Source organism: Nocardioides sp. zg-1230 (genome assembly GCF_013155335.1).
Classification (GTDB): domain Bacteria; phylum Actinomycetota; class Actinomycetes; order Propionibacteriales; family Nocardioidaceae; genus Nocardioides.
On sequence record NZ_JABJQZ010000005.1, the window covers coordinates 149178 to 163699 of the forward strand.

General features: G+C 72.8%; 10 protein-coding genes. 4 read left to right on the plus strand and 6 right to left on the minus strand.

Translation table 11 applies throughout. From position 1 onward, the window contains the following. Nucleotides 1-2 precede the first annotated feature (2 nt). Nucleotides 3-3458 carry an ATP-binding protein gene (locus HOO61_RS16635; RefSeq protein WP_172260459.1) on the plus strand — a complete coding sequence of 1152 codons (3456 nt, stop codon included), beginning with the start codon at nucleotides 3-5 and terminating at the stop codon, nucleotides 3456-3458. Here the strand turns inward: HOO61_RS16635 and HOO61_RS16640 are convergent. Continuing rightward, nucleotides 3455-4282: a SigB/SigF/SigG family RNA polymerase sigma factor gene (locus HOO61_RS16640; RefSeq protein ID WP_172260461.1), complete on the minus strand. Its 828-nt coding sequence runs from the start codon at nucleotides 4280-4282 to the stop codon at nucleotides 3455-3457. The two genes, HOO61_RS16635 and HOO61_RS16640, sit on opposite strands and share 4 nt — an antisense overlap. A gap of 175 nt (nucleotides 4283-4457) precedes the next feature. Here HOO61_RS16640 and pta point away from each other — a divergent pair, with 175 nt between their 5' ends. Together pta and HOO61_RS16650 are read left to right on the plus strand one after the other, a co-directional pair. Then, the gene (pta, locus tag HOO61_RS16645) at nucleotides 4458-6533 is read left to right on the plus strand and encodes a phosphate acetyltransferase (protein WP_172260463.1); all 2076 of its coding nucleotides are present in this window, start codon (nucleotides 4458-4460) and stop codon (nucleotides 6531-6533) included. Beyond that, nucleotides 6530-7729, plus strand: coding sequence for an acetate kinase (locus HOO61_RS16650; RefSeq protein ID WP_172260465.1), 1200 nt, complete (start codon nucleotides 6530-6532; stop codon nucleotides 7727-7729). Before pta ends, HOO61_RS16650 begins: the two co-directional genes overlap by 4 nt. A gap of 87 nt (nucleotides 7730-7816) precedes the next feature. Here HOO61_RS16650 and HOO61_RS16655 read toward each other — a convergent pair whose 3' ends face one another. The 3 genes from HOO61_RS16655 to HOO61_RS16665 all read right to left on the minus strand — a co-directional run bounded on the left by HOO61_RS16655 (nucleotide 7817) and on the right by HOO61_RS16665 (nucleotide 9910). Beyond that, a complete protein-coding gene (locus HOO61_RS16655) occupies nucleotides 7817-8092 on the minus strand; it encodes an HU family DNA-binding protein (RefSeq protein WP_172260467.1) in 276 nt (91 codons plus the stop codon). 104 nt (nucleotides 8093-8196) lie between these two features. Further along, complete coding sequence (locus tag HOO61_RS16660) at nucleotides 8197-9504, minus strand: threonine/serine exporter ThrE family protein (protein ID WP_367650220.1); 1308 nt, start codon at nucleotides 9502-9504, stop codon at nucleotides 8197-8199. 10 nt (nucleotides 9505-9514) lie between these two features. Continuing rightward, a complete protein-coding gene (locus tag HOO61_RS16665; protein ID WP_172260469.1) occupies nucleotides 9515-9910 on the minus strand; it encodes an SHOCT domain-containing protein in 396 nt (131 codons plus the stop codon). Nucleotides 9911-10080: 170 nt separating this feature from the next. On the opposite strand from HOO61_RS16665, the gene HOO61_RS16670 reads away from it, so the two are divergent. Beyond that, on the plus strand, nucleotides 10081-11064 hold the full coding sequence (locus HOO61_RS16670) for a YihY/virulence factor BrkB family protein (protein WP_172260471.1): 984 nt from the start codon (nucleotides 10081-10083) through the stop codon (nucleotides 11062-11064). Here HOO61_RS16670 and HOO61_RS16675 read toward each other — a convergent pair. After that, nucleotides 11054-11659: a hypothetical protein gene (locus HOO61_RS16675; protein WP_172260473.1), complete on the minus strand. Its 606-nt coding sequence runs from the start codon at nucleotides 11657-11659 to the stop codon at nucleotides 11054-11056. The two genes, HOO61_RS16670 and HOO61_RS16675, sit on opposite strands and share 11 nt — an antisense overlap. A gap of 102 nt (nucleotides 11660-11761) precedes the next feature. Then, nucleotides 11762-14446, minus strand: a complete 2685-nt coding sequence (locus HOO61_RS16680) for a GNAT family N-acetyltransferase (protein ID WP_172260475.1) — start codon at nucleotides 14444-14446, stop codon at nucleotides 11762-11764. Between the last annotated feature and the right edge of the window lie 76 nt (nucleotides 14447-14522).

The window sequence follows — 14522 nt, forward strand, 5'->3', positions numbered from 1 at the left end:
GCATGTCGATCGACGAGATCGAGCAGACGACGGTCGACGGGTTGTTCGAGCGCCGCGACGTCGCCACGCCGGCCGACGACACGATGCAGTGGCGGGCGGCGCTGCTCCAGATGGTCAACTGGGGCGGCTTCGGCGGCCTCACTGTCGTACCCCTGCGCGGCGACGCGACGATGATCTCGGGCGCGTCCGGCGTCGGCAAGAGCACCATCCTCGACGCCTACACGGCACTGATGATGCCGTCGGACACCAAGTTCAACGGTGCGTCCAACGACGCGGTCGCGGGCCGCGCCCGCGGTGCCGGCCAGCGCAACCTGCTGTCCTACCTGCGCGGCGCGGTCGACGTGGTCGACGACCCCCGCACCGGCCGGCCGGTCGAGAAGCTGCTCCGCGGCAAGGGCTCCGACACCTGGGGCGCGATCGCGATGACGTTCGTCAACGACCAGGGCGGCCGGTTCACCGTGCTCCGCACCTACTACGTGCCGCGGCGCGCGACCCGGTCCGCCGACGTCCAGATGCAGCTGGCCACCCAGGACGGGCCGCTTCCCCTCGACACGCTCGAGGTCGCCGTGCCCGAACGGTTCCACGCCAACACGCTCAAGAAGCTCTTCCCCGGCATCCGGGTGCACCGGACCTACGCCGAGTTCGCGGCCGTCCTGCACGCGCGGCTCGGCATCGGCGCCAACGGCGACGGCGCGAAGGCCCTGCGGCTGCTCGCCCGGATCCAGGCCGGCAACCAGGTCCGCAGCGTCGACGAGCTCTACAAGGACATGGTCCTCGAGCGACCGTCGACGTTCGCTGCCGCCGACCGCGCGATCGAGCACTTCGACGACCTCGACACCGCCCACTCGGCCATGCGCACCGAGGAGCAGAAGCTCGAGCTCCTCGCGCCGATCGTCGACCTCCACGACCGCAAGGTGGCGGCCACCCGTCGGCTCGCCGAGCTCGACTCCTACGGCGTCACGCTCGACGGCGACACCCCGCTCCGGATGTGGTTGCTGCGCACCCACCTCCGCCTGATCGAGTCCGCCGTGGTCGACAACCGCGCCGACCGCGCATCGGCCGCCGACGAGCTCGGCACGACGACATCCGCGGAGCGCACGCTCCTGACCGACCTCGAGGCCGCCAAGGAGTCGCACCGCGCCGCCGGCGGCTCGACGCTGCAGTCGCTCGCGCTGTCGCTGGAGCAGGAGCAGGTCGTCCGCGACGACCGGCTCCGCCGACGCGAGGTCCTGCAGGAGCGGCTGCTCCCGCTCATCGACGCCACCGACGCCCAGGCGCCCGACGTCGAGGCCGCGCTGCTGTCGAGCGAGTCGTTCGCCGTGCTCCAGATGCACGCCCAGCAGTGGCTGTCCGGCTTCCAGCGCGAGCAGGAGCGGATCCGGCGCGAGCGCGACGCCGTGCTCCGCGAGCAGTTCCCGCTCAGCCAGCGTCAGGCCGAGCTGCGGCGCGAGCGGGCGTCGCTGGAGAGCCGCACCGGCCGCGTGCCGGCTCGGATGGACGAGCTGCGCGCCGAGGTCGCCCGGGCGAGCGGGCTCGGCGTCGATGAACTGCCCTTCGTGGCCGAGCTGCTCGACGTGGCGCCCGACGAGGCGCGGTGGCGCACGGCCATCGAGACGGTCCTCGGGGCGAGCGCTCGGATGATGCTCGTGCCGCTCGATCGGCTGGAGGGATTCTCCGCCGCGATCGACGGGCTGCGGCTGCGCGGGCGGCTGACCTTCGAGGGTGTCGAGCTCGACCTGCCCGACCTCGGTCCGGCAGACCCGGAGCGGGTTGCCGGCAAGCTCGTCTTCCAGGACTCGCCGTTCTCGGGCTGGGTGCAGGCGCACGTGGGGGAGACGTCGCGCAACGCGCTGTGCGTCGAGTCCGCCGACGGCCTCTCAGGCCCCGGCTTTCGCGTCACCCTGGCCGGCCAGACCCGCAACGGCCGCCGCGGCGCCCACGGGCGCAACGACACCCGCAACATCATCGGGTTCTCCAACGTCGACGCGATCGCCGAGGTCGACGCGGAGCTCGCCGACCTCGAGGAGCGGCTCGACGGCGTCGGCGCCGACGTGGCTGCGCTCGACCAGAGGTCGCGCGTGCTGGAGAAGCAGCGCACGTCGTACGACGTCGTGGCCGCCGCGCGCTTCGACGACTTCGACGTCGACGGCAGCGACCGACGCATCGCCGAGCTCGAGCGCCGCCGGGGCGAGATCCTCGAGTCGGACGACGGCCTCCGGGAGCTCGAGGCGCAGATCGCCGACCTCACCGCACGGCTCGAGGAGACGCGACGGGCCCGCTACGCCGCCGAGCAGCGGCAGCGCGAGCTCAACGCCGCCCACGGTGACCTGGTCGACGCCGAGGACGTCGTCAAGGACCGGCTCCAGGCGATGGAGGACGCCGGCGAGGTCGTGCTCAGCCCGGAGCAGGAGGCCGCCCTGGTGGTCGACTTCGCGGCTGCCGCGTCGCCCGCCGACCCCGACGACCTCGACCGCTTCGCCGAGTCCTCCCAGCGGCTCGCCGACCGGCTCCGCACCGCGGTCGGCGACGCCGAGGCCGAGGTCCGGAGGGTCGACGACGACCTCACGCAGGTGTTCCGCGTCTACAAGATGCAGTGGGACTCGCCCAACCTGGGCGCGACCGCGGACTCCTACCCCGACTACGCACGCATCCTCGACGACATCCGCGGCGAGGGCCTCGCCGCCCGGCGGGCCGAGTGGCGGCGCCGGCTCACGGAGTGGAGCGGTCAGGACCTGGTGCCCCTCGTCGGCGCGATGGCCGCGTCCGTCGAGGAGATCGAGGACCGGCTGGAGCCGATCAACGCGATCCTGCGGCGCCTCGAGTTCGGGGCGTCGGGCGACCGGCTCCGGATCCGTCTGCGTCGACTGGCGCCCGCCCACGTGCAGGCCTTCATGAAGGACCTGCGCACCCTGTCGTCCGGGTCCGCCAACGAGCTCGACGAGGAGGCCCTGGAGAAGCGGTTCGCCGAGCTCAGCCGGTTCATGCAGCAGCTGCGCAGGCCGAGCCAGGTCGGCGAGGCAGCCACGTCATTGACCGACCGCGACCGCCTGCTCGACGTACGCCGCCACGTGGAGATCAGCGCCGAGCGCTACGACCACACCACCGGCGAGCTGCGCGCGACCTATCGGACGCTGGGGGAGAAGAGCGGTGGCGAGAGCCAGGAGCTCGTCGCCTTCATCGTCGGCTCCGCGCTCCGCTTCCGGCTGGGCGACGAGATGCGGTCGCGGCCGCGCTTCGCGCCGGTCTTCCTCGACGAGGGCTTCGTGAAGGCCGACTCCGAGTTCGCCGGTCGCGCCGTCCAGGCGTGGCGCGGGCTCGGCTTCCAACTCGTCGTCGGCGTCCCGCTCGACAAGGTCACCGGCCTCGAGCCCCACATGGACGAGCTGCTCGCCATCACCAAGAACAGCGCCACCCACCAGTCCTGGATCACGCCGATCACCGACGCCGAGCGCGCCTAGGCAGCCGACAGCGGTTCGGACAGGTCGGCGCGCAGGCGCGTGAGCACGCGGGTCAGGATCCTGGAGACCTGGGCCTGCGTCAGCCCGACCATGTCGGCGATCTCGCGCTGGGTGCGCTCGTCGACGAAGCGCCACTGGAGGATCAGACGCTCCCGCTCCGACAGGCGGCCGACCGCGGAATCGAGCACCATCTTGGCCTCGAGGGACGCGAACCCGCGCTCCTCGAGCCCCAGCACGTCCGCGATCGTCCCGCCGGGCTCGTCGTCGGCGCTGGTGTCGATCGACGCCGGCCGGAAGCAACCGTCGGCCGCAAGGGCCTCCACGACCTCGTCCGGGTCGACGTCCAGGTGGCGCGCGATCTCCGACGGGCGGGGAGAGCGGCCGAGGAGCGCCTCGAGCTCGTGCTGGGTCGCCCGGATCCGGGACTGCAGCTGCTGCACACGCCGTGGGACGCGGATCATCCACCCGGAGTCGCGGAAGTGCCGGCGCAGCTCGCCCCGCACGGTCGGGACCGCGTAGGACATGAAGTCGTGCCCGGCGGAGGGATCGAAGCGGCGGGCCGCCTTGATGAGGCCGACCAGGGCGACCTGCTCGAGGTCGTCGAGGTCGATGCCTCGGTTGCGGTAGCGGGCCGCCATCGAGCGGGCGACGGGTGTGTTGGTCGCGATCAGCTCGTCCACCAGCCCCTGGCGCGCCGGCCCGGACCCCGCCCGACGCAGCTCGTCGACGATCGCGGTCGTACGTCGGGCGCGCTCGTCGCGCTCGACGGCCTGGGGGGAGTCGCCGAGGTGGGCGGGGGCTGCGGGCGTCGTGAGGGTGGCCACGATCTGCTCCTTCCGGGCCGTGGGGCCGTGCTGGGCGTCGCCCGGAGTGGGCGTGCACTGAATCGTCGCCGGGGAGGTCGGCGCGCGGACAGCCGAAATGCGAAACATTGGACAAACCATAGACATCGGGATCCGGCGCGGGGCCGCGAGATTGCCCGGCCGCTAGGGTCGGGCCATGGCTCGCAGCGTCTACGTGGCCGGTGTCGAGGGGTTCACCGGCAAGTCCGCAGTTGCGCTCGGCGTGCTCGAGCAGCTGTCCCGCCGGGTGGCCCGGGTGGCGGTCTTCAGGCCGGTGGTCCGTGCCGAGGCGTCGACCTGGGACGTGCACGACTACGTCCTCGACCTGCTCGTCTCGCACGACGCCGTCTCGCTGACGTACGACGAGTGCGCGGGCGTCAGCTACGACGACGTGCACGCCGACCCCGACGGGGCGATGGACCGCATCGTCGCGCGCTACCACCAGGTCGCCGAGCAGAGCGACGCCGTGGTGGTCGTCGGCAGCGACTACACCGACGTCGGCGCCCCGGCGGAGTTCGCCTTCAACGCCCGGGTCGCCGCCAACCTCGGCGCACCGGTCCTGCTCGTCCTCAACGGGCAGGGGAGGGGCGCCGACCAGCTGTGCACGGCGGCCGCGATGGCGGAGGCCGAGCTGGCTGCCAACCACGCCGCGCTGTTCGCCGTCATCGCCAACCGCGTCGACCCCGAGGCCACCGAGCGGACGGCGGCGGCGCTGCGCCGCGACGGCGTACCTGCCTTCGCCCTGCCCGAGCAGCCCCTGCTCAGCGCGCCGTCGGTCGGCGACCTGATGGCGGCCTGCGACGGCCACCTCGTGCGCGGCGACGAGGGCCAGCTGGCGCGCGAGGTCCCGGGCCTGGTGGTCGCGGCGATGACCCTGCCCAACGTGCTCGACCGGCTCTTCGACGGCGCACTCGTCGTCACGCCCGGTGACCGGCCCGAGGTCGTCCTCGGCGTCCTCACCGCCCACCAGTCGGCCAGCTTCCCGCAGCTCTCCGGCATCGTCCTCAACGGCGGTCTCGACCTGCCCGAGCAGGTGGATCGGCTGCTCGACGGGCTCGAGGTGGCGCTGCCGATCATCGCCACCGACCTCGGCACCCATGCCACCTCGACCGCGCTGACCAACCGCCGCGGTCGTCTCGACAAGGACTCGCCGCGCAAGATCGCGACCGCCCTCACCCTCTTCGCCGACCACGTGGACGGGGACGAGCTGATGAGCGGTCTCGAGGTGGCCCGCACGTCGGTCGTCACGCCGCTGATGTTCGAGCACCGGGTCCTCGACGACGCGATCGCCGACCGTCGCCACATCGTCCTGCCGGAGGGGGAGGAGGAGCGCATCCTGCGCGCTGCCGACGTCCTGCTCCGGCGCAACGTCGCCGACCTGACGCTGCTCGGCGACCCGATGATCGTGCGCGCCAAGGCCGCCCACCTCGGTATCGACGTGTCCGCCGCCCGCCTGCTCAGCCCCTACGACGAGGAGCTGCGCGAGCGGTTCGCGCAGGAGTACCACCAGCGCCGCGCGCACAAGGGGATCGACCTCGAGGCGGCGCGCGACATCGTCGTCGACGTGTCCTACTTCGGCACGATGATGGTCGAGCTCGGCCTCGCCGACGGGATGGTGTCGGGCGCGGTGCACACCACGGCGCACACGATCCGGCCGGCGCTGGAGGTCATCCGCACGGTGCCCGAGGTGTCGGTGGTGTCGTCGGTGTTCTTCATGTGCCTCAAGGACCAGGTGCTCGTCTACGGCGACTGCGCGGTCAACCCCGACCCCACCGCCACCCAGCTCGCCGACATCGCGATCGCGTCGGCCCACACGGCCGCCGCCTTCGGGGTCGAGCCGCGCGTCGCGATGCTGTCGTACTCCACCGGCACCTCCGGTAGCGGCACCGACGTCGAGAAGGTCACCCAGGCGACGGCGATGGTCCGCGAGCGGGCGCCGGACCTGCTCGTCGAGGGCCCGATCCAGTACGACGCCGCCATCGACGCGGCGGTCGCGCGCACCAAGCTGCCCGACTCGGCCGTGGCCGGGCGGGCGACGGTCTTCGTCTTCCCCGACCTCAACACGGGCAACAACACCTACAAGGCCGTGCAGAGATCGGCGGGCGCGCTGGCGGTCGGCCCGGTCCTGCAGGGCCTCCGCAAGCCGGTCAACGACCTGTCGCGCGGCGCGCTGGTGCGCGACATCGTCAACACGGTCGCGATCACCGCGATCCAGGCGCAGGAGCGCTCGTGACCCGGCGGGTGCTGGTCCTCAACGCCGGCTCGTCGTCGCTGAAGTACCGCCTCCTCGACGGCGGCACGGGCGTCGCCGAGGCCTCCGGCACGGTGGAGCGCATCGGCGAGGACACCGGCACGCTGACCCACTCGGTCGGCGGCCAGGACCACACCGAGGAGCGACGCGTCACCGACTTCGAGGACGCGCTGCGCTCGGCCCTCGACGCCTTCGAGCGGCACGGGCCGGCGATCGACCGCGACCACCTGGCGGCGGTGGGCCACCGGGTCGTGCACGGCGGCGACCTCTTCGCCGACCCGGTGGTCGTGGACGACCACCTGCTCGCCACTGTTGAGGACCTCGTCCCGCTCGCGCCGCTGCACAACCCCGCCAACCTGGAGGGGCTCCGCGTCGCCCGCCGGCTCTTCCCCGACGTGCCGCAGGTCGCGGTCTTCGACACCGCGTTCCACCAGTCGATGCCCGAGCACGCCTACACCTACGCCGTCCCGCTGGCCTGGCGAGAGGAGCACCGGATCCGCCGCTACGGCTTCCACGGCACGTCGTACGCCTTCGTCTCCCGCCGTGCCGCCGAGCTGCTCGACCGCCCGGTGGAGGAGACCAACCTCGTGGTCCTGCACCTCGGCAACGGCGCGTCGGCCGCGGCGATCAGGGGCGGGCACTCCGTCGACACGTCGATGGGGCTCACCCCGCTCGAGGGGCTGGTGATGGGCACCCGCTCCGGCGACCTCGACCCGGCCATCCACGGACACCTGCACCGCGAGGTCGGCTGGTCGCTGGACGAGATCGACCGGGCGCTCTACCGCGAGTCCGGCCTGCGCGGGCTGTCCGGGGTCAACGACTTCCGCGAGCTCACCCGCCGCATGGGGGCCGGTGACGAGACGGCCAGGCTCGCCTTCGACGTCTACGCCTACCGCGTGCGCAAGTACGTCGGCGCCTACTACGCCGCCCTCGGCGAGCTGCACGCCGTGGTCTTCACCGGCGGCGTCGGCCAGCACAGTCCCGACCTGAGGGCCGCGGCGCTCGCCGGCCTCGACCGGCTCGGGATCGTCCTCGACCCCGCCCGCAACGACGCTCGCACGAACGAGGCCCGTGCGGTCTCGGCCGAGGACTCGGAGGTCGCCGTCCTCGTCGTGCCCACCGACGAGGAGTGGGAGATCGCGCGCCAGGCGCTGGCGGTCGTGCACGGCTCGGACTGAGCGTTCCGCGCCACGACCGACAGCGGGGAAGATCGACCTGACATGTCGCGGACGATCTTCCCCGCTGCTAGGCGATGGAGCCTGGTGTCAGCCGTTGACGGCGTTCTTGAACGCAGCGGCCGGCTTGAAGGCAGGCGCCTTGCTCGCAGCGATCTCCATCGTCTCGCCGGTCTGCGGGTTGCGGCCGGTGCGAGCCGAACGCTCGCGGGACTCGAACGTCCCGAAGCCCGGCACCGTGACCTTGTCGCCACCGGCGACAGCGCTGGTGATGGAGGCGATGACGGCCTCGAGGGCCTTGTCGGCCTGGGCGTTGCTCAGCTCGGCGTGCGAGGCGATGGCGTCGCGCAGCTCGGTCTTGTTCACGTGATCTCCTGATCGTCGGGTTCACTTACGGCGGCCATTCAACAACGACGGTCGGATCGGTGCGTGGTCGGCCAACCCCAAGGGGTGGCTGGGCGCTCGAACGGTCAGGTGGCCTTGTCGCCGCCGCGCCGGAAGGGGCCGACCATGAGGGGACCCGACAGCCTCGCCTCCAGCCGGTGCTTCTCCCGCCTGACGGGCTGGGCGAGATACTGGCCGAGGATCACCCCAGCTGCCAGTGCCAGTGCGGTGGCGAACGCGGACGCCAGCTGCAGCACGCCGTCCTGGCCCGCCGCCAAGAGGGCCAGGCCGCGGTAGATGTCGAGCCCCGGCAGGAGCGGCACGATGGCCGGCACCACCACGACCAGCGGCGGCACCCGGAAACGACCGGCGACGAGGTAGCAGACTGCGCCGATCATCACCGCCGCGGCCGCGGACCCCCAGGTGCGACCGACCGGGGAGCTCGACACCGCGAGCAGGACCCCCTGGCCGAGTGACGCCACGAGCGCCACGGCGACGAGCGAGCGCGCCGGAGCGTACGAGGCGAATGCGAAGGCCGCAGCGGCGAGGGCCGCACCGAAGACCGTGACGCCCACCTCCGCCACACCCGAGGCACCGGGCTTGAAGCTGGCGAGACCAACGCCGAGCAGCTCGCCCACGGTGAGGCCGGCCCCGACGCCGGCGATGATCCCCGCAGTGTTGAGCATCGCACTGATCAGGCGTGCGCTGGCCGTGACCGGGAACCCGGTGAGTGCATCCTGGGTGGCGCCCAGGATGCCCACACCCGACAGGAGGACGACGATGCCGACCGTCACGACTCGGGACGGGTTGACCTCGAGCTGCGAGGTGGAGGCCGTCACGGCGATGAGAGTCGCCACGAAGCCGCCCGCTGCCTGCTGGTAGAACGCCGGGATGCGGTGCTCGGGAAGAAGCCGTTGTGTCCCCCCGATCGCGCAGGCGGCCAGGAACGCAAGCACGCACACGACCGGGCTGCCGCCCAACGTGAGCGCGATCCCCGTGCCCATCACGCCCCAGCCGAGGGTGACGGCCCAGCGCGCCCGACCGTGACCCGTCGACACGATGCGGGCGATCCGTGCCTGCGCCTCGCTGCGATCGATGTCGCCGGCCACGAGCCGGTCCACCGTCTCGTCGACCGCCACCAGCTGCGCGTAGTCCACGGACCGTCGGGTAAGGCTCCTGACCTGGATGGCCGCAGGCTCTCCCGCAGTGGGCTGGTAGCGCAGCGTCAGGTCGGTGTACGTGACGTCCGCGCTGACGTGCCGCACCCCGCACGCCCTGGTCGTGGCCAGCATCGTGGCCGTCACGTCCGCCGCGCCCGACCCGGACGCCAGCAGGACCTCGCCGATGCGCAGTGCGAGGTCCAGCGCGGCGTAGACCTCGCTCCGCTGCCTCACGGCTGCTCAGTCAGGCCAGTGCCTTCGCCTTCAGCGCTTCGAACTCCGGCTGGGTGATCGCGCCTGAGTCGAGCAGCGCCCTTCCCTGGGCGATCTGGTCGGCCGGGCTCGTGCCGGATCCCGCTACCTGCTTGATGTACTGCTCCTGGTCGGCCCGCATCTTCTCCGCCGACGCGATCTGTCGCTGGGTCATGCTCCGACCGCGGGCGATCACGTAGATGAGGGCTCCGAGCCACGGGACCAGGACGAGGAGTATCGCCCACCCCGCCTTGCCCCATCCGCTGAGCGAGTCGTCGCCGAAGAGGTCGAGCAGGCAGCGGAACCACACGATGATCGCTGCGATCCAGATGAAGAACCAGAAGCTCCACAGAAGCACGTCCCAGAAGTCCGTGGTGATGGAGTCCATGATCTCGTCCTTTCAGTCCGCCCCGAGGCCGCATGGTCGAGGGTCGTAGCGAGCGTGGCAGGAGATCCGCGACGATTGCTCACTCGTTGCGGGTGAGGATCAGACCGTCGAACGCGACTCATCCGGTTGAGGTGAGGTTGCGGCGTCCGTCGTGCGGTAGGCATCGAGCCATGAGCGAGGTCGGCGGTCGCGGCCCAGCCCGCGACGAGGTCGGGCCATCGGAGGGCGACCTGCCTCCGGCGTGGTCGCCCGAGGAGCTCGCCCGCCAGGCGGTCGATCGCCTGCCGCCGCGACTGCGCCGGCCGATCACGCGCCTGCTCGAGGGCTGGCCGGGACGGATCGCGCTCAACAGCGCCGAGAGCTGTGTCCGCATCGAGATCTTCGACCGGTCCATGACGATCGCGGCCCAGTTCTTCACCTCCGTCTTCCCCATCCTCATCCTCATCGCCAGCTGGGTGGGTGGCGCGAATGCTGACACCATCGCGGAAGCGGTGGACATGCCGGACGAGTCACGATCCGTGCTGGACCAGGCGGTCGAGGCGTCTGCCAGCACCGGGTTCGGCGTGGCGGGGGCCATCATCGTCCTGGCGTCGGCGACCAGCCTTTCCCGCGCGCTGACGCGCGCCTACGCGGCCATCTGGGGGCTGCCGCGGCCGCGCAGCACGCTGCGCTCGGCGTGGAGGTGGCTGGCCGTGGTCGTCGCACTGGCGCTCTCGCTGTTCGTGGTGCGAGCCCTGAGCCAGTACGCCGCCGCGGTCCCACCGGGGGAGGTGTGGGAGCGGGTCGTGGCGTTCGGCTGCGACCTGGTCATCATGACGTTCGTCCCGTGGCTGCTGCTGACGGGGGCCGTGAGACCTCGCTCCCTGATGCCGGCGGCACTCCTCTTCGCCAGCCTGATGCTGTTCGTCCGTCCGGCATCAGCGCTGTGGCTGCCGGTCGCGCTCGAGGCCAGCGCCGGGAGGTACGGCTCGATCGGGGTGGCCTTCACCTACCTGGCCTGGCTCTACGTCGTCGCCTTCTGCGTCCTGCTCGCGGCCGTGTTCGGACAGGTGATCGCGGTCGACCGCGGATGGCTCGGCGCCTGGCTGCGGGGCGAGCACCATCGGGTCAGCGAGCCCCGTGCTCGCGTCGGCGGGCCGGACGTCAGGACCTGAGCTCCGCGCAGGAATCCGCCTCGGTGAAGGCGTCCTCCAGCTCCTGGGCTCCGTCGAGCACGCGAAGGTCGGCGATCGCTGCTTGTGCGTCCGAGATCATCTGGGCCAGGGCGCCGGTGACCGCCGAGACGCTGGCGAGGAGCTCGCCCATGCCTTGTGGCTGGTCGCTGGTGGCGTCCTCGACGACGTCTGCCTGCGTCTGCAGCTGCTCCGACAGCGACGAGATCCGATCCTGGGCCTCGTCACCGGCCTCGGTGTCCGGGGTACCCAGGTCGCCCAGCTCCTCCACGAGCGTTGAGGTGGCGGTGCTGACCTCGGTGAACGTCGCCTCGATCTCGTTGGCGCTGAGGTCGCGCGGAGTGCTGAGGGTGGCGCGGGCGTCCGCGACCGTGCTGGTCCATGCACCGACCGTGGAGCAGACGTCGGAGGCCCACGACTCGGCCGCCGTCGGCTCGTCGACGGAGCCGTCGTCCGACCCGCACCCCGACGCCACAAGCGCCAGTCCGGTGAGCACAGCGACGAGGACGAGGCGGTGTCGGGCCGTCCCCCGACGGGTGGGCAGTGCGTGGTCGACGTCTCCAGCAGCAGGGCGCACGTCGGCTCCTCCTCGGTCATGACGACAGGTGCTTGCTCGATCGTCGTCCGCCCGGGCCTGCCGGGCCCCACCCGCGACGGGTGGTTCGCTCGTTGCCGGCCGTCAGGACCGCAGCCGGCGCGGGATGCCCGTGTCGAGCTCGGACGGCTCGGCGATGCGGAGCTTGACGTCGACGCAGTAGAGGCCGTGGGCGTTGACGACCACGGGCTCGAGGGTGAGGTCGGCGACGTGGGGCACGTCGACGGCCAGCCGACCCACCGACACGACCAGCGCCTCGAGCGGGGCGAGGTCCACCTCCTCGAGGCCGTGGTCGCCGACCAGCTGCGGCCACAGGCGGAGAGCACGGACGGCCCGCGCCGCGTCGGCGGCCTCGACGGGCGGCAGCAGCAGGACCTCCTCGGCCCAGCTGCCGACGGGCCCCGCGCCGCTCGCGACCCGGACGAGCGGACCGAGCTGCGGGTCGCGGACCAGGCCTACCGAGGCGAGGTGCCCGAGGACGAGCGGCTGGACGAGCACGTCGACACGGTCCCGGCCGAGCTCGCCGGCGAAGCTTCGTACGGCGTCGGCGACGTCGCTGCCGGTGCGCAGGTCGATCCGCACCAGGCCCCGGTCGGACTTGTGCAGCACCGTCGGGTCAGCCACCTTCACCGCCACGGGGTAGCCGATGTCCGCCGCGACCGCCTCCGCCTCGTCGGGTCCGCTTGCGAGCCGGCCGACGAGGTGGATGCCGTAGGGCGCGAGCAGCTCCCCGTGCGCGGAGGGCGCGAGCCACTCGGGCTCGCCGTGGCGGGCGGCCAGCCGCGCACGCGCCCAGGTGCGGGCGTGGACGCCGCGGGTGCCGAGCTCGACCTCGGGCTGGTCGGCGGGCACGCGGCGCCAGGCGGCGTAGCGCATCGCACGCCCGAGCGCCCCGATCGCCGCGTCCGTCGAGCGGTAGACGGTGACGCCCGGCAGTCCGCGCGCCGCCTCGAAGGCAGCACCGGGGGTGACCAGCAGCAGGGGGACGTCGGCGCCTGCGGGCCGCGCCTCGGCGACCGCGGCGAAGAGCGCGTCGCGGTCGGTGAGCCGGTTGGCCACGAGCATCACCAGGACGGCGTCGGCCTCGCCGGCGTCGAGCACGGCGCGCAGGGCGGCCGTGAGCTCGTCCGGGGTGACGTCGGCCCCGAGGTCCACCGGGTTGCGCACGTCCACCGCGCCCGGGACCGCCGTGCGCAGGGCGGCACCGAGGTCGTACGACGTCGGTGCCACGACCATCCCCTGACCGTCCGCCCGGTCGGTCGTGAGGGCGCCCACCCCGCCGGTGTTGGAGACGATGCACACCCGGAGCCCGGCCGGCAACGGTTGCTCCACCAGCAGCAGGGCGGTCTCGGTCAGCTCCGCGCCGGTGCGGCAGGCGATCACCCCGGACTGGTCCAGCAGCGCGTCGACGCCGACGCCGACGGTCGAGGCCGCGGACGGGTCCTGGCGGGCGCGCGAGCGGCCGCCCACCACCGCCAGCAGCGGCTTCAGCTCGGCGAAGCGTCGCGCGGTGCGGGCGAACTTGAGCGCGTTGCCGAACGACTCGAGGTAGAGCGCGCAGGCCGCCACCGACTGGTCTTCCATCCAGGCGGCGAGGAGGTCGTTGCTCGACACGTCGAGCTTGTCACCGAGGGAGACGAAGGCCTGCACGCCGAGGCCGACGTCGCGGGCCAGGTCGAGGAGGGCGAACCCCATGCCTCCCGACTGGGAGGCGACGGCGAGGCCACCCACCGCGGGCACGTCGTGGAGCAGCGTCGCGTCGAGCCCGTCGCCGTTGGCCAGGACGCCCTGGGAGTTCGGGCCGACGAGTCGCAGGCTGTGCGCACGGGCCAGGCCGAGCAGCTCGTGGCGCCGCTCGTCGTGCCCGGTCCCCGAGAAGCCCGAGGAGATGACGAGCGCGGCCCCGGCCCCGTTGGCGGCGGCGTCGCGCAGCACGTCGGCGACCCCGTCGGCCGGGACCGCGACCACGACGAGGTCGACCGGGTCGTCGAGGTCGGCCAGCCTGCGGACGGTCGGCAGCCCGTCGAGGACGTCCGCCTCGGGGTGCACGACGTGCAGGGTCCCGGCGTAGGGCGAGCTGCGGATCGCCTCCAGCACGCCGTGGCCGAAGCCGCCCGCGGAGCGTCGTACGCCGACCACCGCGACGCTCGTGGGGTGGAGCAGCGGCCGCAGGGACCTGGCCGCCGCGCGCCACTCGCGTCGGTCGGCCGCCTCGACGGCCTCGCGGGAGGCGTCCGTGCGCAGCTCAACGTCGACCTCGCCCGCCACCGTCCGCCTCGTGGCACCGAACCCGGCCGCGCGGAAGACCCCGAGCATGCCGTAGTTGTCGCCGAGCACCTCGGCCACGAACCGGCTGACACCGTGCCGGCGCCCGAGCGCGGCGAGGTGCTCGAGCAGCAGGCTGCCCAGCCCCCGGCCACGGTCCTCGTCCGCGACGAGGAAGGCCACCTCGGCGCTGTCGGGGGAGAGCAGCTCGGCGGTCGCGATACCGGCGACCCGGCCACGCACGAGCGCTACCAGCGCCGCTGACGCGGTGTTGTCCGGGGCGAAGAGGTGGTCGACGTAGAGCCGGCCGGCGTCCCTGCTGGGGGAGAAGAAGCGGAGCCGGAGCGTGTCCACCGACACCGACTCGTGCAATGCGAGCACGGCGTCGCGGTCGTCCGCGCGCAGCGGCCGGATCACCGCGACGGCGCCGTCGGCGAGCAGCACGTCGGCTGGGTCCGCGCTCCAGTCCCGCGGGGCGAGGGCGGGGGCCGCCTGGTCGGTCACGTGCCCAACGTGCCAGAGCGGACCCCCGCGGGCCAGTGCCCCCCGCGGCCGTCCGGGCCCTTCTGTGGAACAGGCG

What these genes read in the sequence shown, in the direction of transcription:
- HOO61_RS16635 (WP_172260459.1), top strand. Translation starts at nt 3, where the DNA reads ATGTCGATCGACGAGATCGAGCAGACGACGGTCGACGGGTTGTTCGAG.
- pta (WP_172260463.1), top strand. Translation starts at nt 4,458, where the DNA reads ATGGCTCGCAGCGTCTACGTGGCCGGTGTCGAGGGGTTCACCGGCAAG.
- HOO61_RS16665 (WP_172260469.1), bottom strand. Translation starts at nt 9,910, where the DNA reads ATGGACTCCATCACCACGGACTTCTGGGACGTGCTTCTGTGGAGCTTC.
- HOO61_RS16670 (WP_172260471.1), top strand. Translation starts at nt 10,081, where the DNA reads ATGAGCGAGGTCGGCGGTCGCGGCCCAGCCCGCGACGAGGTCGGGCCA.